At 68.1% G+C, this 25,259-nt stretch carries 19 protein-coding genes and 2 pseudogenes; 19 read left to right on the top strand and 2 right to left on the bottom strand.

The genetic code is table 11. The annotated features are described in order from the left end of the window. Positions 1 to 10 precede the first annotated feature (10 nt). On the bottom strand, positions 11 to 436 hold the full coding sequence (locus tag LE197_RS25430; protein WP_003114472.1) for a helix-turn-helix domain-containing protein: 426 nt from the start codon (positions 434 to 436) through the stop codon (positions 11 to 13). Positions 437 to 519: 83 nt separating this feature from the next. On the opposite strand from LE197_RS25430, the gene LE197_RS25425 reads away from it, so the two are divergent. The 9 genes from LE197_RS25425 to LE197_RS25385 all read left to right on the top strand — a co-directional run bounded on the left by LE197_RS25425 (position 520) and on the right by LE197_RS25385 (position 11,625). Then, positions 520 to 1,104, top strand: a complete 585-nt coding sequence (locus LE197_RS25425; RefSeq protein WP_003114471.1) for an SAM-dependent methyltransferase — start codon at positions 520 to 522, stop codon at positions 1,102 to 1,104. Positions 1,105 to 1,242: 138 nt separating this feature from the next. Beyond that, positions 1,243 to 4,848, top strand: a complete 3,606-nt coding sequence (locus LE197_RS25420; protein ID WP_023108850.1) for a DUF2339 domain-containing protein — start codon at positions 1,243 to 1,245, stop codon at positions 4,846 to 4,848. Further along, complete coding sequence (locus tag LE197_RS25415) at positions 4,845 to 6,239, top strand: DUF3999 domain-containing protein (RefSeq protein ID WP_003146454.1); 1,395 nt, start codon at positions 4,845 to 4,847, stop codon at positions 6,237 to 6,239. Before LE197_RS25420 ends, LE197_RS25415 begins: the two co-directional genes overlap by 4 nt. Before the next feature lie 108 nt (positions 6,240 to 6,347). Beyond that, positions 6,348 to 8,288, top strand: a complete 1,941-nt coding sequence (estA, locus tag LE197_RS25410) for an esterase EstA (RefSeq protein WP_003115524.1) — start codon at positions 6,348 to 6,350, stop codon at positions 8,286 to 8,288. Between the two features lie 153 nt (positions 8,289 to 8,441). Continuing rightward, the gene (gene gloA / locus LE197_RS25405; RefSeq protein WP_003101793.1) at positions 8,442 to 8,972 is read left to right on the top strand and encodes a lactoylglutathione lyase; all 531 of its coding nucleotides are present in this window, start codon (positions 8,442 to 8,444) and stop codon (positions 8,970 to 8,972) included. A 139-nt stretch (positions 8,973 to 9,111) separates the two neighbouring features. Further along, the gene (locus LE197_RS25400; RefSeq protein WP_003095990.1) at positions 9,112 to 10,122 is read left to right on the top strand and encodes a class 1 fructose-bisphosphatase; all 1,011 of its coding nucleotides are present in this window, start codon (positions 9,112 to 9,114) and stop codon (positions 10,120 to 10,122) included. A 4-nt stretch (positions 10,123 to 10,126) separates the two neighbouring features. Beyond that, on the top strand, positions 10,127 to 10,729 hold the full coding sequence (locus LE197_RS25395; RefSeq protein WP_023108849.1) for a DUF924 family protein: 603 nt from the start codon (positions 10,127 to 10,129) through the stop codon (positions 10,727 to 10,729). Positions 10,730 to 10,801: 72 nt separating this feature from the next. Beyond that, a complete protein-coding gene (gene bamE / locus LE197_RS25390; protein WP_003095983.1) occupies positions 10,802 to 11,059 on the top strand; it encodes an outer membrane protein assembly factor BamE in 258 nt (85 codons plus the stop codon). Then, entirely contained in the window at positions 11,056 to 11,625 is a 570-nt protein-coding gene (locus tag LE197_RS25385) for a lipocalin family protein (protein ID WP_003114468.1), read from the top strand. The genes bamE and LE197_RS25385 overlap by 4 nt, the downstream gene beginning before the upstream one ends. 146 nt (positions 11,626 to 11,771) lie before the next feature. Here the strand turns inward: LE197_RS25385 and LE197_RS25380 are convergent, their stop codons facing one another. Beyond that, on the bottom strand, positions 11,772 to 13,133 hold the full coding sequence (locus LE197_RS25380) for a formimidoylglutamate deiminase (protein ID WP_003114467.1): 1,362 nt from the start codon (positions 13,131 to 13,133) through the stop codon (positions 11,772 to 11,774). 100 nt (positions 13,134 to 13,233) lie between these two features. Here LE197_RS25380 and hutC point away from each other — a divergent pair, with 100 nt between their 5' ends. The 10 genes and pseudogenes from hutC (at position 13,234) to LE197_RS25330 (ending at position 25,239) form a co-directional block, all read left to right on the top strand. Beyond that, positions 13,234 to 13,986, top strand: a complete 753-nt coding sequence (hutC, locus tag LE197_RS25375) for a histidine utilization repressor (protein WP_003095970.1) — start codon at positions 13,234 to 13,236, stop codon at positions 13,984 to 13,986. Continuing rightward, the gene (locus LE197_RS25370; protein ID WP_003121232.1) at positions 13,983 to 14,573 is read left to right on the top strand and encodes a HutD family protein; all 591 of its coding nucleotides are present in this window, start codon (positions 13,983 to 13,985) and stop codon (positions 14,571 to 14,573) included. Before hutC ends, LE197_RS25370 begins: the two co-directional genes overlap by 4 nt. Before the next feature lie 141 nt (positions 14,574 to 14,714). Next, entirely contained in the window at positions 14,715 to 15,737 is a 1,023-nt protein-coding gene (locus tag LE197_RS25365; RefSeq protein WP_003101766.1) for an ABC transporter substrate-binding protein, read from the top strand. Positions 15,738 to 15,752: 15 nt separating this feature from the next. Continuing rightward, a pseudogene (locus LE197_RS25360) lies at positions 15,753 to 16,691 on the top strand (fatty acid desaturase). 18 nt (positions 16,692 to 16,709) lie between these two features. Further along, a complete protein-coding gene (locus LE197_RS25355) occupies positions 16,710 to 17,507 on the top strand; it encodes a phosphate/phosphite/phosphonate ABC transporter substrate-binding protein (RefSeq protein ID WP_023108846.1) in 798 nt (265 codons plus the stop codon). A gap of 325 nt (positions 17,508 to 17,832) precedes the next feature. Continuing rightward, complete coding sequence (gene hutU / locus LE197_RS25350) at positions 17,833 to 19,512, top strand: urocanate hydratase (RefSeq protein ID WP_003095958.1); 1,680 nt, start codon at positions 17,833 to 17,835, stop codon at positions 19,510 to 19,512. A 107-nt stretch (positions 19,513 to 19,619) separates the two neighbouring features. After that, a pseudogene (locus LE197_RS25345) lies at positions 19,620 to 21,061 on the top strand (purine-cytosine permease family protein). Between the two features lie 96 nt (positions 21,062 to 21,157). Next, positions 21,158 to 22,687, top strand: a complete 1,530-nt coding sequence (gene hutH / locus LE197_RS25340; protein WP_003114461.1) for a histidine ammonia-lyase — start codon at positions 21,158 to 21,160, stop codon at positions 22,685 to 22,687. Positions 22,688 to 22,749: 62 nt separating this feature from the next. After that, on the top strand, positions 22,750 to 24,153 hold the full coding sequence (locus tag LE197_RS25335; RefSeq protein WP_023108845.1) for an amino acid permease: 1,404 nt from the start codon (positions 22,750 to 22,752) through the stop codon (positions 24,151 to 24,153). A gap of 117 nt (positions 24,154 to 24,270) precedes the next feature. Beyond that, positions 24,271 to 25,239, top strand: a complete 969-nt coding sequence (locus tag LE197_RS25330) for an ABC transporter substrate-binding protein (protein WP_019682108.1) — start codon at positions 24,271 to 24,273, stop codon at positions 25,237 to 25,239. Positions 25,240 to 25,259: the final 20 nt, after the last annotated feature.

Raw genomic sequence — 25,259 nt, 5'->3', positions numbered from 1 at the left:
GGCCGTTTTGCTATGCGCCGGGCGCTTTCCGGCGTGGTTTGATGGCCCCCGCGGCAGCGGCCCGCAGCAAGCGGCGGAACGTCGGGCAGTCCATGTGCTCGCGCGCCGGACAGGCCGCGGCATGCCGCAGGCCGTCGCGCATGGCGGCGAGGCGGCGGATCGTCCGGTCCAGTTCGTCGGCCTTGGCCGCCAGCGCCGCGCGGTCGATCCGCAGCGCGCCGTCGGCTGCGCCCATGCCGGCAATCTCGTCCAGCGACAACCCGGCGGCGCGGCCCAGCCCGATCAGCGCCAGCCGCTCCAGCACGCCTGCATCGAACAGCCGGCGCAGGCCGTGCCGGCCGCTGGAGGCGATCAGTCCCTTTTCCTCGTAGTAGCGCAGGGTCGAGGCCGGTACCCCGGATCGTCGCGCGACCTCGCCTATGTCCAGTTGCCGCATGCCCTTGACCTCAAGTCGACTTGAAGTGGAAGACTAGCGTTTCGGCACCTGGGCCGTGACGAAATACAGACGAGGTGAACCTCATGTGGGACGAACGCTATGCCGCCGAAGAGTATGTCTACGGAACCGAACCCAACGCTTTCCTGAAGGAGCATGCGCAGCGGCTAGCCGGGCCGGTGCTGAGCGTCGCCGAGGGCGAGGGGCGCAACGCGGTGTTCCTCGCTTCGCTGGGGCTGGAGGTGCTTGGCGTGGACGGCTCCACCGTCGGCCTGGCCAAGGCGCGCCGGCTGGCCGAGGCGAAAGGCGTGTCGATCGACACCCTGGTGGTCGACCTGGCGGACTACGAACCGCCGGCAGCGGCGTTCGGCGCGGTGGTGTCGATCTTCGCGCACCTGCCCAGTCGCGTGCGCGGCAGACTCAACCGCCTGCTGGAGCGTTCGCTGCGACCGGGCGGTCTCTTCCTGCTGGAGGCCTATCGGCCGGAACAGCTCGGCCGCGGCACCGGCGGCCCGGCGGACGTCGACATGCTGGTGAGCCGCGCGGCGCTGGAGGCTGAGCTGCCGGAGTGCGAAGTGCTGCTGGCGCGGGAAATCGAGCGCGAGGTGGTCGAGGGCCGTTTCCACACCGGCGCGGCCTGCGTGGTCCAGTTCATCGCCAGGAAGAGGTAGCTCGCCACGGGGCGGGCGTCGGAATGCGTCGAATCTCTGGAATGCGGGCTGTATACTCCCGGCGCGGGTTCCGCTCTGGCAGGATGGCCAGGGCAGGTATCAGTGGATCGTGGTACCTCTTGATCAAGGATTCGACGCATGCAATGGATTTTCATGCTGGTGGGCCTGATCCTCGGCGGCTTCGCCGGGGAATCGCTGGTCGGCGCCCTCCTCGGCGGCCTTTCCGGCCTGGCCCTGGGACAGGCCGTCTCGCTGCAGAACCTGGCGCAACAGAACGAGCGCCTGCGCAAGCAGATGAGCGAATTCGCCGAACGCTTCGAGCGCGGCACCGAGGTCATCCACCAGCGCTTGCTGCGCGTGGAGCGCCAGGCGCAGGACCTTCCCGAAAGCGTTCCCGAGCCGGCCGCCGGCATCGACCAGCCGCTCGCAGACACGCCTCCCGCTCCTCCCGCCGAGGTTGCCCCGCCGCTGGACTGGGACATCGAGCTACCGGCCGTCGAGGCTGCGCCGCCTCCGCCTCGTCCCCCCGAACCCGTCCAGCCCATCGAGCGTCAGCCGGCGTTCCAGCCTGACGCCCAGCCAGCGCCGCGCCGTGCCGCCCCTCCAGCGCCTCCACGCGAACCCTCGCTGGTCGAGCGTGGCTTCGCCGCGGCCAAGGGCTGGCTGTTCGGCGGCAACACGGTATTGCGCATCGGCGTGGTGCTGCTGTTCATCGGCCTGGCCTTCCTCCTGCGCTATGCCTCGGAACGGGTGGCGGTGCCGGTGGAGTACCGCTACGCCGGGGTGGCGCTGGCAGCGATGGCGCTGCTCGGCGTCGGCTGGTGGTTGCGCGAGCGGCGCGCCGCCTATGGCCTGATCCTGCAAGGCACCGGTATCGCGGTGCTGTACCTGACCATCTTCGCCGCCATGCGCCTGCATCCGCTGATCTCTCCCGGCGCGGCGCTGGCCCTGCTGGTGGTGGTGACGATCTGCTCGGCGATCCTCGCCGTGCTGCAGAACGCCATGGGCCTGGCGGTGGTGGCGGCGCTCGGCGGCTTCGCCGCGCCGATCCTGACCTCCACCGGCAGCGGCAACCATGTAGCGCTGTTCAGCTACTTCGCCCTGCTCAACGCCGGCATCTTCGCCATCGCCTGGTTCCGCGCCTGGCGGCCGCTCAACCTGGTCGGCTTCGTCGGCACCTTCGGCATCGGCTTCGCCTGGGGACTGCGCTCCTATACACCGGAGCTGTTCGCCAGCACCGAGCCGTTCCTGGCCCTGTTCTTCCTGATGTACGTCGGGATCGGCCTGCTCTTCGCCCGCCGCAAGCTGCTGGAGGCCGCGCAGGCGCCTGCCGAGCGCGGCGAACTGCTGCGCTGGTCGGCGCGACAGGCCGACTACATCGACGCCACCGTGCTGTTCGGCCCGCCACTGGTGGGGTTCGGCCTGCAATGCGCGGTGATCGGCCACATCGACTTCGGCATGGCCTTCAGCGCCCTGGCCCTGGGGCTCTTCTACATGGTCCTGGCGCGGGTGCTGCGCGGCCATGCTTCGGCCGGACGCACCAGCCTGCTGGTGGAAATCTGCCTGGCGCTGGGGGTGGTCTTCGGCACCCTGGCCATTCCGCTCGGCCTGGACGCGCGCTGGACCTCGGCCGCCTGGGCCGTCGAGGGCGCCGGCATCTACTGGCTCGGCCTGCACCAGCAACGCCGCCTGGCGCGGCTCTTCGCCCTGCTGTTGCAGGGCGGTGCGGCGTTGGCCTACCTGAATGGCGTGCGCCCGGGTGAGACGACGTTGCTGGAGGGTTCGCCGCTGGGCGCGCTGATGCTCGGTGCAGCGGCGCTGTTCAGCTTCTGGCAGCTGCGTCGCGCGTCGGCGAAAGCGCTGGCCGACTGGGAGCCCGCCTGCCGGCCGTTGCTGGCGGCCGCCGGCCTGGCCTTCCTCTACCTGGTCGCACCGCTCTGCCTGGCCGTCGACGGCACCGCCATCGCCTGGGCCGTGGCCGGCCTGGCGAGCTTGTTCGCCGGCTTGCGCCTGGGCTCGCGTACCTTCCTGTTCTGCGCCTTCGCCGTGCAACTGCTGGGCGGTGCGCTGTTCCTCCTGCATTTGCAGGGCGGCGATGGCCAGGGTGGGGTATTCGACTCGGGCTGGCGTGGCTTGATGACCGCCTCGCTGATTGGCCTGGCGCTGATCGGCGGCATGCTGCTGGCGGCGCGCGACCCGCTGGTGAAGGACGACAGTCGGCTGCTCATGGGCTTGAGCCTGGTGCTGCTGGCCGGTCTGGCGTTCGTCAACCTGGCAGTGCTGTTCGTCCTGCCTTGGCGCAGCGCCAGCGCGGTATGGGCCGGTAGCGGGCTGCTGATCATCTGGCTGAGCCTGGTGCTGCGCCAGCGCCTGAGCTTCTACTTCGGCCTCGCCTTGCAGGTAGTGGGCGGCCTGGCGTTCCTCCTCGCCGGGCCGTCGCTGTTCGGCTCGCTGAGCGGCGAAGGCCTGCGGCCCCTGGCCCATTCCGGGTTCTGGACGCCGGCAGTGCTGGCCCTGGCGGCGCTGGTCGGCGCCTGGCGGCTGCGCCGCGCCGGCGAGCGCGAGCGGGCGCTGGGTATCGGTACCCTCGGCCTGGCCGAGCTGTCGCACTTGCTGCTGCTCTGGGGAGCCGGCTGGTGGGCGCTGACCGCGCTGTGCGAAACCGTCCGCTTCGTGCCTTATGGCCTGCGCGAGCATGCGTTGCTGCTGGTGGCCGCGGCGACAGTGGCGTCGTGGATGCTGCTGGCGCTGCGCGAGCGCTGGCGCGAACTGGCCCTGCTGTGCCTGGCGCTGGTCCCGGTGGCGCTGTTGGCCCTGGCCAGTGCCTGGCGTTTCGATTACCAGCCGTTCGGCGAATTCGGCTGGCTGGCCTGGCCGCTGCTGTTCGCCACGCACCTGCTGTCGCTGCGACGCCTTGCCCCGTTGCTGCCGGCGAAGGCCCTGAGCGTTGCCCATGTGCTCGGTTGCTGGCTGTTGCTAGGGGTGCTGGCGCTGGAGCTGCGCTACCTGTTCGCCCTGCTCGCCGAACAGTACAACGCCTGGCGTTGGCTGGGCTGGGCGTTGGTCCCGAGCGCCTACCTGCTGCTGGTGGCTGGCGGGCGGAGCCTGCCCTGGCCGCTGCGCGACTTCCCGCGAGAGTATCGGCTGCTCGCCGCTGCGCCGGTGGCGCTGTTGCTGCTCGGCTGGTTCTGGAGCGCCAACCTGCTCAGCGACGGCGCTGCCGAGCCGCTGCCTTACCTGCCGCTGGCCAACCCGCTGGAACTGGGGCTGCTGATCGTGCTGTTCGCCCTCTACCGCTGGAGCGACGCCAGCCTGGCCTCGCTCGTCGATGGCAATGCCAGCGCGCGCCTGGGGCGCCAGGCGTTGGCCGGCGCCTCGCTGTTCGCCCTGCTGACCCTGGCGGTGTGCCGCGCCGCGCACCACCTGGCCGGCGTACCGTTCCAGGCCGAGGCGCTGGCCGCGTCGATGCTGGTGCAGGCGGGGCTGTCGCTGGTCTGGACGCTCTGTGCGCTGGGCCTGACCATCGCCGGTACCCGTCTCGGCCGGCGCGACCTGTGGATGGTCGGCGCGGCGCTGGTCGGCGTCGTGGTGGTCAAGCTGTTCTTCGTCGAGCTGGGCAACAGTGGCAGCCTGGAGCGAATCATCTCCTTCATCGGGGTCGGCGTCCTGTTGCTGGTCGTCGGCTACTTCTCACCCTTGCCTCCGCGTCGCGCCGAGGTCGCATCGGAGGCCGAGCAGCCATGACGCGCTCCTTTTCGTTCAGAACCGCCGGCCTGCTCCTGCTGGGCGCCTGCCTGTCCCTGCCGCTGTCGGCGAAGGAGTCTGCCGAAGGTTTCAGCCGCCAGGTGGCGCTGTCGCTGCAGGGCGAAGGTCCCTGGTATCGCCTGAGCATCCCGATGAGCGTGCAGTTGTCGGCTGCCCATGCCGACCTGCGCGACCTGCGGGTCTTCGATGCCGAAGGCGAGGCCTTGCCCTACGCCCTGGTGGCCGGCAGCGAGCGCCAGGCCAGCACGCCGCATGAGGCCGAGGTGCGGCTGTTCCCGTTGCGAGGCACGTCCGCCGCCGACGCGACGCAACCGAACCTGCGGGTGCAGCGCAACACCAGCGGCACCATAGTCGAGGTGCTGCCGGAAAACGCCGGGCCGGCTGCCGAGACTTTGCGCGGCTGGCTGATCGACGCGAGCGCGGTGACGTTTCCCCTGGAGCGCCTGCGGCTGGACTGGAGCAGCCCGGAGGAGGGCTTCCAGCGCTTCTCCGTGGAAGCCAGCGACGACCTCGAGCATTGGCAGGCCTGGGGTGACGGACAGATCGCCCGCTTGACCTTCAACGGCGAACGCATCGACGTCAGCGAGGTCAAGCTTCCCGGCCGCCAGGCCCGCTACCTGCGTCTGGCCTGGCCGGCCGGGGCAACCGCGGCAGACCTCCAAGGCGCCCGCCTGCAAGGCAGCACGCGGAGCACCGAGCCGGCGCCGATGATCTGGTCCGAGCCGCTGGCCGGGCGCCAGGCGGGGGACGGCGAGTACCGCTGGCAGTTGCCGCTGGCGTTGCCGTTGCAGCGGGTGCGGGTGTCCCTGGAGCAGGCGCTGACCCACACCATCGTCCCGGTGGAACTGTCCGGCCGTGATCGTACGGAGAACGCTTCGCCGCGCCGGGAGGCCGCCTGGAGCAGCCTGGCACGCGGGGTTCTCTACCGGCTGCCGATCGACGGCCGCAACGTACAGCAGAACGAGCTGGAACTGCCGGGCTGGGCGGTGCGCGAGCTGCGTCTGCAGGTGGACCAACGAGGTACCGGCCTGGGCCCGGAGGTCCCGTCCCTGAGTGTCGGCCTGCCGGCCAGCGAACTGGTGTTCCTGGTGCGCGGCAGCCCGCCGTACCGGCTGGCGTTCGGCAAGCCCGGCGCGCAGTCGGCGGCGCTGCCGCTCGGCGTACTGATTCCCGGCTATACCGAGAGCAAGCGCGCCACCCTGGGTAGCGCCAGCCTGGGCGAACCGCTGGAGGTGGCCATGGCGGTCGCGGCGCCGGCACCGGGTAGCGACTGGAAGAAGATCGGCCTGTGGGCGGTACTTCTGCTGGGGGTCGCTCTGCTGGTAATAATGGCAATGAGCCTGCTGCGTTCCTCGCCGAACAAGCCATGAGCCGGTTCCGCGCTATGCTGTTCGGCTGAGGAGGCTTTACGACGGGCCCCGGGGCGCATGCCGACGACGCGGCGGCCCGACAATAAAAACAAATCATGGAGTAAGAGAATGATCAGAATGGCGCTCAAGCCACTGGTAGCGGCCTGCCTGCTGGCTTCGCTGTCCACCGCCCCGCAGGCTGCTCCTTCGCCCTATTCGACGCTGGTGGTGTTCGGCGACAGCCTCAGCGATGCCGGGCAGTTCCCCGATCCTGCCGGCCCCGCCGGAAGCACCTCGCGTTTCACCAACCGGGTCGGCCCGACCTACCAGAACGGCAGCGGCGAGATCTTCGGACCGACCGCGCCCATGCTGCTCGGCAATCAGCTCGGCATCGCCCCGGGTGACCTGGCTGCCTCGACCTCGCCGGTCAACGCCCAGCAGGGCATCGCCGACGGCAACAACTGGGCGGTGGGCGGCTACCGGACCGATCAGATCTACGACTCGATCACCGCGGCCAACGGCTCGCTGATCGAGCGCGACAATACCCTCCTGCGCAGCCGCGATGGCTACCTGGTGGACCGTGCCCGCCAGGGCCTGGGTGCCGACCCGAACGCGTTGTACTACATCACCGGCGGCGGCAACGACTTTCTCCAGGGGCGCATCCTCAACGACGTCCAGGCCCAACAGGCCGCCGGTCGCCTGGTGGATAGCGTGCAGGCCCTGCAGCAGGCCGGCGCGCGCTACATCGTGGTCTGGCTGTTGCCCGACCTGGGCCTGACCCCGGCTACCTTCGGTGGTCCCTTGCAGCCTTTCGCCAGCCAACTCAGCGGCACGTTCAACGCCGAGCTGACCGCCCAGTTGAGCCAGGCCGGCGCCAACGTCATTCCGTTGAACATCCCGCTGCTGCTCAAGGAAGGCATGGCCAACCCGGCTTCCTTCGGCCTGGCCGCCGACCAGAACCTGATCGGCACTTGTTTCAGCGGCAACGGCTGCACCATGAACCCGACCTACGGGATCAACGGCAGCACGCCCGACCCGAGCAAATTGCTGTTCAACGACAGCGTGCACCCGACCATCACCGGCCAGCGCCTGATCGCCGACTACACCTATTCGCTGCTGTCGGCGCCCTGGGAGCTGACCCTGCTGCCGGAAATGGCCCACGGCACCCTGCGTGCCTACCAGGACGAACTGCGCAGCCAGTGGCAGGCGGACTGGGAGAACTGGCAGAACGTCGGCCAGTGGCGCGGCTTCGTCGGCGGCGGTGGCCAGCGCCTGGACTTCGACTCCCAGGACAGCGCCGCCAGCGGCGACGGCAACGGCTACAACCTGACCCTTGGTGGCAGCTACCGCATCGACGAGGCCTGGCGCGCCGGGGTCGCCGCCGGTTTCTACCGGCAGAAGCTGGAAGCCGGCGCCAAGGATTCCGACTACCGGATGAACAGCTACATGGCCAGCGCCTTCGTGCAGTACCAGGAAAACCGCTGGTGGGCCGACGCGGCGTTGACCGGCGGCTACCTCGACTACGACGACCTGAAGCGCAAGTTCGCCCTGGGCGGCGGCGAGCGCAGCGAGAAAGGCGACACCAACGGCCACCTGTGGGCGTTCAGCGCGCGCCTGGGCTACGACATCGCCCAGCAGGCCGACAGTCCCTGGCACCTGTCGCCGTTCGTCAGCGCCGACTATGCACGGGTCGAGGTCGACGGCTATTCCGAGAAGGGCGCCAGCGCCACCGCGCTCGACTACGACGACCAGAAGCGCAGCTCGAAGCGCCTGGGCGCCGGCCTGCAAGGCAAGTACGCGTTCGGCAGCGATACCCAGCTGTTCGCCGAGTACGCCCACGAACGTGAGTACGAGGACGACACCCAGGACCTGACCATGTCCCTCAACAGCCTGCCGGGCAATCGCTTCACCCTCGAAGGCTACACCCCGCAGGACCATCTCAACCGCGTCTCACTCGGCTTCAGCCAGAAGCTGGCGCCGGAGCTGTCGCTGCGCGGCGGCTACAACTGGCGCAAGGGCGAGGATGATACCCAGCAGAGCGTCAGCCTGGCGCTGAGCCTGGACTTCTGAAACGGCGGCCGGCGCCCGGTCGGCGCCGGTCGCGTTTCCCGTCGACGGAACGATCGGCGCGCGCCGGCATCAAGAGAGTAGTACCCCGCTGTTACTCGCCGCCCGGTCGACCGCCATACACTGCCGATCCGTTTCGTTCGAGGGAATCGCCCGATGAGTTTCAACACCGAAGTACAGCCCGGCATCTGCATGGAGCCGGACGCCATCACCCAGGAATACGTGTTCAACCACACCATGTTGCGGGTCAAGGATCCGAAGCGCTCGCTCGACTTCTACTCGCGGGTGCTCGGCATGCGCCTGCTGCGTCGCCTGGATTTCGAGGAAGGCCGCTTCTCCCTGTATTTCCTCGCCATGACCCGTGGCGAAGAAGTGCCTGATGCGGTTGACGAGCGCCAGCGATATACCTTCGGACGCCAGTCGGTCCTCGAGCTGACCCACAACTGGGGCAGCGAGAGCGACGACAGCCAGTACCACAACGGCAACCAGGACCCGCGCGGGTTCGGCCACATCTGCTTCTCGGTGCCCGACCTGGTGGCGGCCTGCGAGCGTTTCGAGACGCTCGGGGTGAACTTCGTCAAGCCGCTGGACCGAGGCATGAAGAACGTGGCCTTCATCAGCGATCCCGACGGCTACTGGGTGGAAATCGTCCAGGCCAGCCTGAACGGCGAGATGGGACGCGGCTGACGACCGTCGATCGGCTGCGCGCCGCGGAAATGAACCGCGCCACCGCCGCCGATCTCCAACCGGCGGTTGCGCGGAGTCAAGCGTGACCGCCAATTCCGCGTTAAACTGCGCGGGTTTTTTCCTCTCTCCGGAGCCATCCATGTCCCGCGTTACCCTGAGCCGCTATCTGATCGAGCAGACCCGCAGCCACAACACCCCGGCCGACCTGCGCTTCCTCATCGAGGTCGTGGCGCGTGCCTGCAAGGAAATCAGCCATGCGGTGTCCAAGGGCGCGCTGGGCGGCGTGCTCGGCAGCATGGGCACCGAGAACGTGCAGGGCGAGGTGCAGAAGAAGCTGGACGTGATGTCCAACGAGATCCTGCTGGAAGCCAACGAATGGGCCGGCAACCTGGCCGGCATGGCCTCCGAGGAGATGGACCACCCCTACCAGATTCCGGGGCGCTATCCGAAAGGCGCCTACCTGTTGGTCTTCGACCCGCTGGACGGCTCCAGCAACATCGACGTCAACGTCTCGGTCGGCACCATCTTCTCGGTGCTGCGCTGCCCCAACGAGTACCTGAACCAGAACGATACCCTGCGCGAGGAAGCCTTCCTCCAGCCGGGCACCACCCAGGTCGCCGCCGGCTACGCCATCTACGGCCCGCAGACCATGCTGATGCTGACCCTCGGCAATGGCGTCAAGGGCTTCACCCTGGATCGCGAGCTGGGCAGCTTCGTCCTCACCCACGACAACATCAGCGTGCCGGAAAGCACCGCCGAGTTCGCCATCAACATGTCCAACCAGCGCCACTGGGAAGCGCCGGTGAAACGCTACGTGGAAGAACTGCTGGCCGGCAAGGAAGGCCCGCTGGGCAAGAACTACAACATGCGCTGGATCGCCTCGATGGTCGCCGACGTCCACCGCATCCTGACCCGTGGCGGCGTCTTCATGTACCCGCGCGACGCCCGCGAGCCGGAGAAGCCCGGCAAGCTGCGCCTGATGTACGAAGCCAACCCGATGTCGTTCATCATCGAGCAGGCCGGCGGCGCCGCCACCAACGGCACCCAGCGCATCCTCGACATCAAGCCGGAGAACCTGCACCAGCGTGTCGCGGTGTTCCTCGGCTCGAAGCAGGAAGTCGAGCGCATCACCGGCTACCACGCGGAGTAGGCCGATGAGCGCGCCCTGGGAGACCTTGCTCGACTGGTGGTTCGGCACCTCCAGCGATGCCGCCGAGGTGGTTGCCCAGCGCAACGGCCTGTGGTTCGGCAAGAACGTCTGCCAGGACGCCGATGCCGGCGGCCGTTTCGGCGACCTGGTGAACCAGGCGCTGGACGGCGGCTTGCAGGAGTGGACGGCCGAGGCCGATGGCTGGCTGGCGCTGATCCTGTTGCTCGACCAGTTGCCGCGGATGATCTACCGCGACACGCCGCGCGCCTACGCCGGCGACGCCCGGGCGCAACGGGTGGTGCGCGAGGGCCTGGAAAAAGACTTCGACCGCCAGTTGCCGCCGGTGCGCCGGGTGTTCGCCTACCTGGTCCTGGAGCACGCCGAGGACCTGCCCAGCCAGGAGCGGGCGGTAGCCTGCTTCCGCGACCTGCGCGATCAGGTCGGTGGCAGCGTGCGCAAGCCCTTCGACGATTTCTACGACTATGCCGAGCGGCATCATGCGGTAGTCGCCCGCTTCGGTCGCTTTCCCCATCGCAACGCCATTCTCGGCCGCCCCTCCAGCGAGGAGGAGACGGCGTTCCTCAGGGAACCCGGTTCGCGTTTCTGACTCCAAGGCTCCGGATTTCCCCCGCGTGTGCCAAGCTGTAGGGCAGCGCTTCCCCCGAACAAGGAGTTCCTCATGGCGTCGTTCCGTACCCTGGCCGTGGTCGCTTTCTGCGTCGTCCTGGCCGCCTGCAGCAAGATCAACCAGGAAAACTATTCCAAGCTCAAGGCCGGCATGAGCAAGGCCGAGGTCGAGGCGATCCTCGGCAAGCCCACCGAGTGCTCCGGCGCGCTGGGCATGTCCAGTTGCACCTGGGGCGACGAGAAGGCTTTCATCAGCGTGCAGTACGCGGCCGACAAGGCGCTGCTCTTCTCCGGCCAGGGGCTCAAGTGATCGGTCTGCCGATCCGGGTGCTCTGCACCCTGTGGCTGGGCTTGCTGCTGGTCGGTTGCGCGGGCTCGCCGAAGAATCCGCCGGCCACCGAGCAGGTCGACCTCCAGCGCTACCAGGGCACCTGGTACGAACTGGCGCGCTTGCCGATGTTCTTCCAGCGCAACTGCGCGCAATCGGAGGCGCATTACCGCTTGCAGGAAGACCAGAGCATCCAGGTGATCAATCGCTGCCTGACCCTGGATGGCGACTGGGAGCAGGTGGCGGGGCGGGCGGTCGCCCAGCAGCCGGGTCGCACCGACAAGTTGTGGGTGCGCTTCGACAACTGGTTCGCCAATCTCTTCCCCAACGTGGCGCGCGGCGACTATTGGGTGCTGGCGGTGGACGACGACTACCGTACCGCGCTGGTGGGCAATCCGAACCGTGAATACCTGTGGCTGCTGTCGCGTACCCCGCAGGTTTCGCAGCAGACCCGCGAACGTCTGCTGGAAGAAGCGCGCAGCCGCGGTTACGCGGTGGACGAGCTGATCTGGCGGGTACCCGACGGCCAGTTGAAGCGGAGCCAGTGAAGGAACGCCCCGCCGGGGCGTTTTTTCTTTCCAGCGCCGTTCACGCCTGGCGGCTGGCGTGGGAAGTATCGGCGTTTAGCGCCCGACGGCTCGAACGAGTGGGGCGGATAAGCAAGCGCAACGCGGTTATCCGCCGCTGTGCAGGGTCAGTCGAGCAGTTCCCCCAGCACCTGGACGAATGCCCGTGCGCTGCGTTCTTCCCCTGCATGCCGGCCGTCGCGCACCACCCATCTGCCGGCCACCATCACGTCGCGCACCTGGCGGTCGCCGCCGGCGAACAGCCAGCGGTTGAGCAGGGCGTCGCCCTCGGCGCTGGCCAGGTAGGGGTCGTTGCCGTCGAGCACCAGCAGGTCGGCGCGACGGCCCACGGCGAGACTACCGATCGGCTGCCCAAGGGCCTGGGCGCCGCCAGCCAGAGCAGCGTCGTAGAGCGTGCGGCCGATCATCGGCTGGTCGTCGCGGTACAGCCGGTTGCGTTTCCGGTCACGCAGGCGCTGGCCGTATTCCAGCCAGCGGAGTTCCTCGACCACGCTGAGCGAGACGTGGCTGTCCGAGCCGATGCCCAGGCGCCCGCCCTGGGCGAGGAAGTCCGTCGCCGGGAAGATGCCGTCGCCGAGGTTGGCCTCGGTGCTCAGGCACAGGCCGGCCACCGCGCCGCTACGCGCCATCGCCGCCACCTCGGCGGGGTCGGCGTGGGTCGCATGGACCAGGCACCAGCGCTGGTCGACCGCGACGTTCTCGTACAGCCATTGCAACGGCCGGCGTCCGCTCCAGGCCTGGCAGTCGTCGACTTCCTTCTGCTGTTCGGCGATATGGATGTGGACCGGCAGGTCGTCGTGGCCGGCGGCGAGGACCGTGGCGATCTGCTGCGGAGTCACCGCGCGCAGGGAGTGGAAGCACAGGCCCAGGGAGTGGCCTGCCGCCTCCAGCGGCGCGCGCAGGCGCTGGAGCAGTTCCAGGTAGGCCTCGCTGCCATTGATGAAGCGCCGCTGGCCCTCGCTGGCCGGCTGGCCGCCGAAGCCTGCGTGACTGTAAAGCACGGGCAGCAGGGTCAGGCCGATACCTGCGGCGCTGGCGGCGCGGGAGATGCGCAGGGAAAGTTCGGCGGGGTCGGCGTAGGAGCGGCCGTCGAGGTCGTGATGGACGTAGTGGAATTCCGCCACCGCGGTGTAGCCGGCCTTGAGCATCTCGATGTAGAGCTGGCAGGCGATGACCTCGATCTGTTCCGGCGACAGTCGAGCGACCATCCGGTACATCAGCTCGCGCCAGGTCCAGAAACTGTCGTTGGGATTGCCGGCGACTTCGGCGAGCCCGGCCATGGCGCGCTGGAACGCGTGCGAATGGAGGTTGGGCATCCCCGGCAGCACGGCGCCGCCGAGGCGTTCGGCGCCGTCGGCGTTGGCGTCGGGACGAATCTCGGCGAGGACTCCGTCCGCGGAAATCTCGAAACGGACATTTCGCGCCCAGCCTTCCGGCAGCAACGCACGTTCAGCGAAAATTGCGGACATAATCAGCTCACACGCAGTCTGTTTTATTTGTATATACATATACAGACGATTAAGCGGTGCGTAAACTCACTTCATCGACGCCTCGACAAGGAGTCTCTCCGTGACGTCCTCTTCCTCCGATCGTTCCCCGCTGGCCTCGCAACTCGGCGAGGTACCGGCGCCGCTCTACGCGCGGGTCAAGCAGATGATCGTCAGCCAGATCCAGTCGGGCGCCTGGCCGCCGCACCACCGGGTGCCGTCCGAGAGCGAACTGGTCAGCCAGCTCGGCTTCAGTCGCATGACCATCAATCGCGCCCTGCGCGAACTGACCAGCGACGGCCTGCTGGTGCGCATGCAGGGGGTAGGAACCTTCGTCGCCGAGCCCAAGGGCCAGTCGGCGCTGTTCGAGGTGCACAACATCGCCGACGAGATCGCGGCCCGCGGGCATCGCCATCGTTGCCAGGTGATCACCCTCGGCGAGGAGGTCGCCGGCCCCGAGCGCGCCCTGGCACTGGATGTGCGCGAAGGCCAGCGGGTGTTCCACTCGCTGATCGTGCACTACGAGAACGATATCCCGGTGCAGATCGAGGACCGCTACGTGAACGCCGCGGTGGCGCCGGACTACCTCAAGCAGGATTTCACCCGGCAAACGCCCTATGCCTACCTGACCCAGGTGGCGCCGCTCACCGAGGGCGAGCATGTGGTCGAGGCGATCCTCGCCGAGCCGGCCGAGTGCAAGCTGTTGCAGATCGAACGCGGCGAGCCGTGCCTGCTGATCCGCCGCCGCACGTGGTCCGGGCGTGTCGCGGTGACCGCCGCGCGGCTGCTGCACCCGGGTTCCCGCCACCGTCTGGAAGGACGTTTCAGCTCATGAGCGAACTCCGCATCCTGCGCGCCGTCGACTACCCGAGAATGCCGTGGAAGAACGGCGCCGGCTCCACCGAGGAGATCGCCCGCGACGGCGGCGACGGCCTGGACGGCTTCGGCTGGCGCCTGTCGATCGCCGATGTCGGCGAGTCCGGCGGCTTCTCCCGCTTCGCCGGTTACCAGCGGATCATCAGCGTGCTGGAGGGCGGCGGCATGCGCCTGCGGGTGGATGGCGCGGAATCCGCGCCGCTACGCGCCCGGCAGGCCTTCGCTTTTTCCGGCGACAGCGAGGTGCACTGCACCCTGCTCGATGGAGCTATCCGCGACTTCAACCTGATCTATGCGCCCCAGCGCCATCGCGCGCGCCTGCAATGGCTGCGGGTCGAGGGCGAGCTGGACTGGCACGGCACGGCGAGCACGCTGCTGCTGTTCGCCCAGCAGGACGGGGTAGCGATTTCCTTGCAAGGGCAACCTCGCGGGCAACTGGCTGCCCACGACTGCCTGTGCGCCGAGGGGCTGCAGGGCTTGCAGCATTGGCGCCTGACGGCCCACGAGCCGGCGTGGGTCTGTGCGGTGGAACTCGATTCGCTGTGATTCGCCGGCGCCGCCAGGAAAAAGCGTCTACACCGAAAGGGTAGGCGCTTTTGTCTATCCAAAGAATCAAACGTTATTAATCCAATATTTTTAATGCCTATATAGTTCCGCATGCCGTCCGACTCCAACCGGGAGACCCGCATGCCCCCGCTTCGCCAGATCCTCGCCGTCCTCGCCCTGGGCGCCAGCCTCGCCAGCCAGACCGCCGTCGCGGCGGAATGCCCGTACCCGGGCAAAGTGGTGTTCGCCGGGCTGAACTGGGAAAGCGGCATGTTCACCACCGACCTGTTGCGCTACGTACTGGAAAAAGGCTACGGCTGCGAGACCGACGCGCTGCCGGGCAATACCGTGACCATGGAAAACGCCCTGCGCCAGAACGATATCCAGGTCACCGGGGAGCAATGGGCCGGGCGTAGCCCGGTGTGGCGCGCGGCGGAGGAGGCGGGCGAGGTGTTCTCCGTCGGCGAGACGGTGAAGGGCGCCACCGAGGGCTGGTGGGTGCCGGAGTACCTGGTCAAGGGCGACCCGCAACGAGGCATCGAGGCGAAGGCGCCGGAGTTGAGGTCGGTCGCCGACCTGCCGCGCTACAAGGCGCTGTTCCGCGATCCCGAGGAGCCCGCCAAGGGGCGTTTCTACAACTGCCCGACCGGCTGGACCTGCGAGATCGTCAACAGCCAGAAGCTCAAGGCCTACAGGTTGCAGGACAGCTACACGAACTTCCGCACCGGCACCGGCCCGGCGCTGGATGCGGCGATCAGTGCGGCCTTCCGGCGCGGCGAGCCGGTGCTTTTCTACTATTGGTCGCCGACTCCGTTGATGGGCCGTTTCAAGCTGGTGCAACTGGAAGAGCCGCCGTTCAGCGAGAAGGCCTGGGCCACCCTGTCCGATCCGAAGAACCCCGACCCCATCGGTTCCCGCTCGTTGCCGGCGAAGATCACCATTGGTGTTTCCCGCGATTTCCATGACAAGGCGCCGGCGTTGGTCGAGCTGTTCCGCAAGGTCGAGATCCCCTTGCCGCTGTTCAACGAGCTGCTCGCCGACATGGCGCAGAATCATCGCGAGGTCGGCGAGGTGCGTGCGCAGTTTCTTCGCCAGCATCGCGAAATCTGGAGCCACTGGGTGCCGGCCGAAGTCGCCGCGCGCCTCGATACCTCCCTGAAGTAAGCCTCGCCAGCCTTCATGGCGCACTACCTGAGCGGGCGTCAGCGCACCCTGGTGCGGCGGCTCCAGGATACCTTCCAGGCGCGCAGCGAATGGCCGACCTGGCTGCTGATCGCCTGCCTGTACGGCGGTTGGGCACTGCTCGCCAGCCAGTATGAGCGCTGGGGTTGGCCGGTGCTGGCGGGACTGGTGCCGTTCGCCTCCCTCTACATGTCGTTGCAGCATGAGCTGATCCATGGCCACCCGACCCGCTGGCCGAGGTTCAACGCCATGCTCGGCTACCTGCCACTGGCCGTCTGGTATCCCTATCCGCTGTACCGTGACAGCCACTTGCGGCACCACCTCGACGAGCAACTGACCTACCCGGGGCTGGACCCCGAGAGTCGCTACGTCAGTCTGTCCGAGTGGCCGCGCCTGGGCTCCTGGCGGCGGCGCTGGCTCTGCCTGGACAAGACCCTGCTCGGTCGCGCCACCCTCGGCCCGCTGCTGGCCCTGGCGGCGATGGCGCGCCTGGAAGGTTCGCGGTTGCGCCGGGGAGAGGGTGCCGCCTGGCGCCTGTGGGGCCTGCATGCCGTGCTGCTGGGCGGGTTGCTGGCCGGGCTTTGGCGCTGGGCGGGCATCCCGCCCTAGCTGTACCTGCCGGCGGTGGCCTATCCGGCCCTCGGCCTGAGCATGCTGCGCTCTTTCTACGAGCACCGTCCGGCCCGCGAGCCGGCGCAGCGCAGCGTGCTGGTCGAGGCGGGGTGGCCGTGGCGGCTGCTGTTCCTCAACAACAACTTGCATCTGGTCCACCACGATCTGCCGGGCCTGCCCTGGTACCTGCTGCCGCGCGTGTATAGCGCAAGCCGCCGTGCCTACCGGCGACGTAGTGGCGATTTCCACCTGCCCGGCTATGGTCGTCTATGGCGGCGCCACGGTTGGCGGCCAGTGGATGCGCCGGTGCATCCCGAGCATTGAAGGCAGGCGGACGAGAGCATGATCGATACCCTGGTGGTGGCGGCGCTGGACATGTATGTCGAGCCGGACTGCGTCAGGCAGGCCGGCGCAACCTTCATCGGCGAGGTCTGCCGGCGCCTGGGCGTGCGCCGTTACGCGTCGGCCGCCACCGATCTGGCGGTGCAGTGGCGACAGCCTAACCTGTTGTTCGCGCAGACCTGCGGCTATCCGCTGATGACCCAGTTGCGCGGCCAGGTGGCGGTGCTCGCGGTGCCCAGCTACGACTTGCCCGATTGTGCTCCCGGCGAGCATTGCAGCCTGCTCGTCGCCGCCGAAGGACAGGCGCGCCAGCGCCTCGGCGACTTCCGCAATACCCGCCTGGCGCTCAACGACCACGACTCCAACAGCGGCATGAACCTGCTGCGCCATGCGCTGGCGCCGCTGGGGCGAGACTCGGCGTTCTTCGCCGAGGTGCACATCAGCGGCGGCCACCTGCGCAGCCTGGCGATGGTGGCCGCGGGTGAGGTCGAGCTGACCTCGGTGGATGCAGTGACCTTCGGCTACCTGCAACGCCACGCACCGGAGCGCCTGGACGGCCTGCGCGTGCTCGGGCGCAGCGCGCCGAGCCCGGCCTTGCCGCTGATCACCTCGCTGCACTGGAGTGCGGCGCAACGCCGCGAGCTGTTCGAAGCGCTGAACCTGACGCTGATCGAGTGCCCGCACCTGGCCGCGACACTGGCGCTGAAAAGCTTCCTCCCGGCCGGCGAGGAGCATTACCGGATTCTCCTCGACTACGAGCGTCAGGCGCAGGGCTGGGGTTACCCGCAATTGCGCTGAACGGTGTTACCGAAGGCCCCAAACCGGTGCGCGCACGCTTCGATCACGTGCACCCAGGGCCGTTCCGGCAGGCTCCTTCTCCCGGGGGAGAGGCTACCTTCGCTAATTCTTAACTACAGAAAAATCAACGGGTTGAATGAAATTCACGGGAATGTGGAGATATCGCCGGAGGGCGTGGCGGCAGAATTGGCCCTTCCTTTGCTTATACTTGTATGTACAAGCATAGATGTGTTCGGTAGACCCAGCCCGACCTCTGCTTCGTCCCCGAATTCAGGCGCACCCTCGCCGGTCGCCGCCCGTTGAACGCCACGCCCAGGAGCCTGCCGTGACCACCCCGAGCAAATTCCGCGATATTGAAATCCGCGCCCCGCGCGGCACTACGCTGACCGCCAAGAGCTGGCTGACCGAAGCGCCGCTGCGCATGCTGATGAACAACCTCGACCCGGAGGTCGCGGAGAACCCCAGGGAACTGGTGGTTTACGGCGGCATCGGCCGTGCCGCGCGCAACTGGGAGTGCTACGACAGGATCGTCGAGACCCTCAAGCAACTGAACGACGACGAGACCCTGCTGGTACAGTCCGGCAAGCCGGTCGGCGTGTTCAAGACCCACGCCAACGCGCCGCGGGTGCTGATCGCCAACTCCAACCTGGTGCCGCACTGGGCGACCTGGGAACACTTCAACGAACTGGACGCCAAGGGCCTGGCGATGTACGGCCAGATGACCGCCGGTTCGTGGATCTACATCGGCAGCCAGGGCATCGTCCAGGGCACCTACGAAACCTTCGTCGAGGCTGGCCGCCAGCATTACGACGGCAATCTCAAGGGCCGCTGGGTGCTTACCGCCGGCCTTGGCGGCATGGGCGGCGCCCAGCCGCTGGCGGCGACCCTGGCCGGCGCCTGTTCGCTGAACATCGAGTGCCAGCAGAGCCGCATCGACTTCCGCCTGCGCAGTCGCTACGTCGACGAGCAGGCCAAGGACCTGGACGACGCCCTGGCGCGGATCCAGCGCTACACCGCCGAAGGCAAGGCCATCTCCATCGCCCTGCTGGGCAATGCCGCCGAGATCCTTCCGGAACTGGTTCGCCGCGGCGTACGCCCGGACATGGTCACCGACCAGACCAGCGCCCACGATCCACTCAACGGCTACCTGCCGGCCGGCTGGAGCTGGGAAGAGTACCGCGACCGCGCGCAGACCGACCCGGCCGCCGTGGTCAAGGCCGCCAAGCAGTCCATGGCGGTACACGTGCGGGCCATGCTGGCGTTCCAGCAGCAGGGCGTGCCGACCTTCGACTATGGCAACAACATCCGCCAGATGGCCAAGGAAGAGGGGGTGGCCAATGCCTTCGATTTCCCCGGCTTCGTCCCGGCCTACATCCGCCCGCTGTTCTGTCGCGGCATCGGTCCGTTCCGCTGGGCCGCGCTGTCGGGCGACCCGCAGGACATCTACAAGACCGACGCCAAGGTCAAGCAACTGATCCCCGACGATGCCCACCTGCACCGTTGGCTGGACATGGCCCGCGAGCGCATCAGCTTCCAGGGCCTGCCGGCGCGCATCTGCTGGGTTGGCCTGGGGCTGCGCGCCAAGCTCGGCCTGGCCTTCAACGAGATGGTGCGCAGCGGCGAGCTGTCCGCGCCGATCGTCATCGGCCGCGACCACCTCGACTCCGGCTCGGTGGCCAGCCCCAACCGCGAGACCGAGGCCATGCAGGACGGCTCCGACGCGGTGTCCGACTGGCCGCTGCTGAATGCCCTGCTGAATACCGCCAGCGGCGCCACCTGGGTCTCGCTGCACCACGGCGGCGGCGTGGGCATGGGCTTCTCCCAGCACTCCGGGATGGTGATCGTCTGCGACGGCAGCGACGAGGCCGCCGAACGCATCGCCCGCGTGCTGACCAACGACCCGGGGACCGGGGTGATGCGGCACGCCGACGCCGGCTACCAGGTCGCCATCGATTGCGCGAAGGAGCAGGGCCTGAACCTGCCGATGATCACCGCCCAGCGCTGACCTCGGAAACCGCCTCCACGCCGGCGGGGCGTGGGGGCGGTCGCCCACTGTCCCGACCAGGCCACAACAAGAATGGCGGCGCGCGAGCCGCAGCGGAGTACAGCAGCATGACCCAGGGCAGCGACAGCAAGCCACTGATCGAACGGCGCTCGATCGACTACATCCCGGCGAACGAGCGCCACGGCCGCCTCTACAGCCAGTTCACCCTCTGGCTGGGGCTAACCTACAAATCACCGCCATCGTCACCGGCGCCCTCGCCGTGGTCCTCGGCGGCGACGTGTTCTGGTCGCTGGTCGGCCTGCTCATCGGCCAGCTCCTCGGCGGCGCGGTGATGGCCCTGCACGCCGCGCAGGGGCCGCGCCTGGGGCTGCCGCAGATGATTTCCAGCCGGGTGCAGTTCGGCGTCTACGGCGCCTGCATCCCGATCGCCCTGGTGTGCCTGATGTACCTGGGCTTCACCGCCACCGGCACGGTGCTTTCCGGCCAGGCCATCGGCCAGCTCACCGGGCTCAGCGACAGCGCCGGGATCTTCATCTTCGCCGCCTTCATCGTCCTGGTGACGGTGCTCGGCTATCGCGTCATCCACATCATCGGGCGGATCGCCAGCGTCCTCGGCATCATCGCCTTCGCCTACCTGTTCAGCCGCCTGATGCTGCTCAGCGACATCGGCGACCTGCTCGCCATCCGCCATTTCAGCTGGGCCTCGTTCCTCCTCGCGGTGTCGCTGGCGGCGTCCTGGCAGATCGCCTTCGGCCCCTACGTGGCCGACTATTCACGCTACCTGCCGGCGTCCACCTCGTCGTGGAAGACCTTCCTCGCCGTCGGCCTCGGCTCGGTGCTCGGCGCCCAGGCCTCGATGGTCCTCGGGGTGTTCTCCGCAGCCCTGGCCAACGGCCAGTTCGCCGGCCGCGAGGTGGCCTACATCGTCGGCCTGGGCAGCAGCGGGACCGTCGCCGCGCTGCTCTACTTCAGCATCGCCTTCGGCAAGGTGACCATTTCCACGCTGAACTCCTACGGCAGCTTCATGTGCATCGCGACCATCATCAGCAGCGTACGCGGCCAACTGGAGATCACCCGCGTGCAACGCCTGTTTTTCGTCCTCGCGATCGTCGGCGCCTCGACGCTCATCGCGCTGCTCGGCCAGCACTCGTTCCTCGCTGCGTTCAAGTCCTTCATCCTGTTCCTGCTGACCTTCTTCACCCCGTGGAGCGCGGTGAACCTGGTCGACTACTACTTCATCACCCGCGAGCGCTATGACGTGCCCGCGCTGGCCGACCCCGACGGCCGCTACGGTCGCTGGAACCTGCCGGGAATCGCCGTCTATACCCTCGGCGTGCTGGTGCAGATGCCGTTCCTGGCGACCACGCTGTACACCGGACCGATGGTCGAGCACCTCGGCGGCGTGGATATCTCCTGGATCATCGGCTTGCTGGTGCCGGCGGTCCTCTACTACCTGGTGGCGCGGCGCAAGGCCACGCGCCAGGCCCCGGCGCGAATGATCCTGCCGGCCGATCCCGGCGCCTTCGAACGTCCCGCGCACGGGGCCTGAGACGAATTTCCAGGGCGGCGCGGCCGCCTTCAATCCCATGAAACGCCGCCGGCGGACGGCGCTGCCGAGCCCGCCGAACCGAACAAGGAGCCTTCGATGAGCCTGCATCTGAAACCCGGCCAGTTGACCCTGGCCGACCTGCGCCAAGCCTACCTGGCCCCCGTGCGCCTGAGCCTGGATCCCAGCGCCGACGCGCCGATCGCCGCCAGCGTCGCCTGTGTCGAGAACATCATCGCCGAGGGCCGCACCGCCTACGGCATCAACACCGGCTTCGGCCTGCTGGCCTCGACGCGGATTTCCCCGGCCGACCTGGAGAAGCTCCAGCGTTCCATCGTCCTGTCCCATGCCGCCGGCGTCGGCGAGGCGCTGGACGACGCCATGGTGCGGCTGGTCATGCTGCTCAAGGTGAACAGCCTGGCGCGCGGGTTCTCCGGCATCCGCCGCAAGGTGATCGACGCGCTGATCGCGCTGATCAACGCCGAGGTCTATCCGCACATCCCGCTGAAAGGCTCGGTGGGTGCGTCCGGCGACCTGGCGCCGCTGGCGCACATGTCGCTGGTGCTGATCGGCGAAAGCCGGGCGCGCCATCGCGGTGAGTGGCTGCCGGCCGCCGAAGCGCTGGCGGTGGCCGGGCTGGAGCCGCTGACCCTGGCGGCGAAGGAAGGCCTGGCCCTGCTCAATGGCACCCAGGTGTCCACCGCCTACGCGCTGCGCGGGTTGTTCGAGGCCGAGGACCTGTTCGCCGCCGCCACCGTCTGCGGCGGGCTCAGCGTCGAGGCCATGCTCGGTTCGCGGGCGCCGTTCGATGCGCGCATCCATGCCGCGCGTGGCCAGCGTGGGCAGATCGACGTGGCCGCGGCCTATCGCGACCTGCTCACCGCCAGCAGCGAGGTGGCGCGCTCCCATGAGAAGTGCGACAAGGTCCAGGACCCCTATTCGCTGCGTTGCCAGCCGCAGGTGATGGGCGCCTGCCTGACCCAGATGCGCCAGGCCGCCGAGGTGCTGGAGATCGAAGCCAACGCGGTGTCCGACAACCCGCTGGTATTCGCCGCCGAGGGCGACGTGATCTCCGGCGGCAACTTCCACGCCGAACCGGTGGCGATGGCCGCCGACAACCTGGCCCTGGCGTTGGCCGAGATCGGTTCGCTGTCGGAACGGCGCATCTCGCTGATGATGGACATGCACATGTCGCAGTTGCCGCCGTTCCTGGTGGCCAACGGCGGGGTCAACTCCGGCTTCATGATCGCCCAGGTCACCGCCGCCGCGCTGGCCAGCGACAACAAGGCCCTGGCCCACCCGGCCAGCGTCGACAGCCTGCCGACCTCGGCCAACCAGGAAGACCATGTGTCGATGGCGCCGAACGCCGGCAAACGGCTCTGGGCGATGGCCGAGAACGTCCGCGGGATTCTCGCCGTGGAGTGGCTGGGTGCCTGCCAGGGCCTGGACTTCCGCGAGGGCCTGAAGAGTTCGCCGAAGCTGGAGCAGGCTCGCCGCCTGCTGCGCGACAAGGTGCCGTACTACCAGGAGGATCGCTTCTTCGCCCCTGACATCGAGGCAGCCAGCCAGTTGCTCGCCAGCGGTTGCCTGAACGCGCTGCTGCCGGCCCGGCTGTTGCCGAGTCTTTGATACCCGCCCCCGGCCGCTCGGCCGGGGCGCTCCAGCAAGAACAACAACAGGAGAGCCGAGGGATGACGCACGACACGGGGCTTCGGCGCGGACTGAACGCCCGTCATATTCGTTTCATGGCACTGGGGTCGGCGATCGGCACCGGCCTGTTCTACGGTTCCGCATCGGCCATCCAGATGGCCGGGCCGGCGGTGCTGCTGGCCTACCTGATCGCCGGCGCGGCGGTGTACATGGTGATGCGCGCGCTCGGCGAGATGGCGGTGCACGAGCCGGTGTCCGGCTCGTTCGGCCATTACGCCAGCAGCTATCTCGGCCCCCTGGCCGGGTTCGTCACCGGCTGGACCTACGCTTTCGAGATGATCATCGTCTGCCTCGCCGATGTCACCGCGTTCGGTATCTACATGGGGTTCTGGTTTCCCGACGTGCCGCGCTGGATCTGGGTACTGTCCATCGTGCTGTTCATCGGCGGGCTGAACCTCTGCCATGTCAAGGTCTTCGGCGAGCTGGAGTTCTGGCTGTCGCTGGTCAAGGTCGGCGCCATCGTCGCGATGATCCTCGCCGGGCTCGGCATCATGTTCTTCGGCTTCAGCCTGGACGGCGCGGCGACGTCCGCCACCGGCGTGCACAACCTGTGGCAGCACGGCGGCTTCCTGCCCAACGGCTGGGCCGGGCTGGTCGCCTCGCTGTCGGTGGTGGTATTCGCCTTCGGCGGCATCGAGATCATCGGCATCACCGCCGGCGAGGCGCAGGACCCGCAGCGGGTGATCCCGCGGGCGATCAATGCGGTGCCGCTGCGCATCCTGCTGTTCTACGTGCTGACCCTGTTCGTGCTGATGGCGATCTTCCCCTGGCAGCAGATCGGCAGCAACGGCAGTCCCTTCGTGCAGATCTTCGACGGCCTGGGGATCGAGTCGGCCGCGGCGATCCTCAATGTCGTGGTGATCACCGCGGCGATTTCGGCGATCAACAGCGACATCTTCGGCGCCGGTCGCATGCTCTACGGCATGGCCCGCCAGGGCCAGGCGCCGGTCGGCTTCTCGCGGGTGTCGCGGCACGGCGTGCCGTGGATGACCGTGCTGCTGATGGCGGTGGCCCTGCTGCTCGGCGTGGCGCTGAACTACCTGATCCCGCAGAGCGTATTCCTGTTGATCGCTTCCATCGCCACCTTCGCCACCGTGTGGGTCTGGCTGATGATCCTCCTGGCCCAGGTCGGCATGCGCCGGCGCATGGGGCCGCGCCAGGTCGCCGCGCTGAAGTTCCCGGTGCCGCTGTGGCCATTCGCGCCGGCGGCGGCGATCGTCTTCATGCTGTTCATCTTCGTGGTGCTCGGCTATTTCCCGGACACCCGCCCGGCCCTGTGGGTCGGGGCTATCTGGATCGCCTTGCTGGTGATCGCCTACCGGCGCTGGGTCAGGCCGAAGGGCGATGCCGCGCATGGCGTGCTTCAGGCCCAGGGAGGGCTGTGACGGAACCGACGGCGGCCTGAGCCGCCGGCCAATAACAATGATCGAGGCCGTTCCCCCGGGCGCGGCCCGCAGGTTTTCCAACTGCCTTTCCCAATCGTGCATCTGGAGCGTCGAACCATGCGATACAAGAAGTCGATGTTGAGTGTTCTCTGTGCCCTCGGCCTGCTCGCCGCCGCGGCGGGCGCCCAGGCGGAAGGTTGGTGCGAGTCCGGCAAGGCGGTGAAGTTCGCCGGGCTGAACTGGGAGAGCGGGACGCTGCTCACCGAACTGATGCAGTTCGTCCTGGCCAAGGGCTACGGCTGTACCACCGACAGCCTGCCGGGCAACTCGATCACCATGGAGCAGGCGCTGAGCACCAATGACATCCAGGTCTTCGCCGAGGAGTGGATCGGCCGCAGCGACGCCTGGAACAAGGCCGCCGCGGCCGGCAAGGTGGTCGGCGTCGGCGAACCCATCGTCGGCGCGGAGGAGGGCTGGTACGTGCCGCGCTACGTGATCGAGGGCGACCCGCAGCGCAAGCTCGAGGCGAAGGCGCCGAAGCTGCGCTCTATCGCCGACCTGGCGCAGTACGCCGAGGTCTTCCGCGACCCGGAAGAGCCGGGCAAGGGGCGCTTCTACAATTGCCCGGCCGGCTGGACTTGCGAGCTGGAGAACAGCGAGATGCTGAAAAGCTACGGCCTGGAAGAGACGTTCACCAATTTCCGTCCGGGCACCGGCCCGGCACTGGACGCGGCGGTGCTGTCGAGCTATCGGCGCGGCGAGCCTATCCTGTTCTACTACTGGTCGCCGACGCCGCTGATGGGCCGTGCCGACCTGGTGCGCCTGGAGGAAAGGCCCGGCGTCGACAAGCGCATCAGGATCCAGGTCGGCCTGTCGCGGACCTTCCACGACCAGGCGCCGGAGCTGGTGGCGGTGCTGGAGAAGGTCAACCTGCCGGCGGAGCTGCTGAACAGCGACCTGGCGCGGATGGCCAAGGACAGGATCGATGCAGCGCGCCTGGCGCGCGAATTCCTCAAGGAGCACCCCGAGGTCTGGCACGCCTGGGTCGACGAGGACGCGGCGAAGAAGATCGAAGCGGCACTCTGAACCCACGACCGACGAGAGCA

The sequence above is a fragment of the Pseudomonas sp. PS1(2021) genome (assembly GCF_020405165.1).
Classification (GTDB): Bacteria; Pseudomonadota; Gammaproteobacteria; order Pseudomonadales; family Pseudomonadaceae; genus Pseudomonas; species Pseudomonas aeruginosa.
This window is presented reverse-complemented; position numbering and strand designations above follow the sequence as displayed.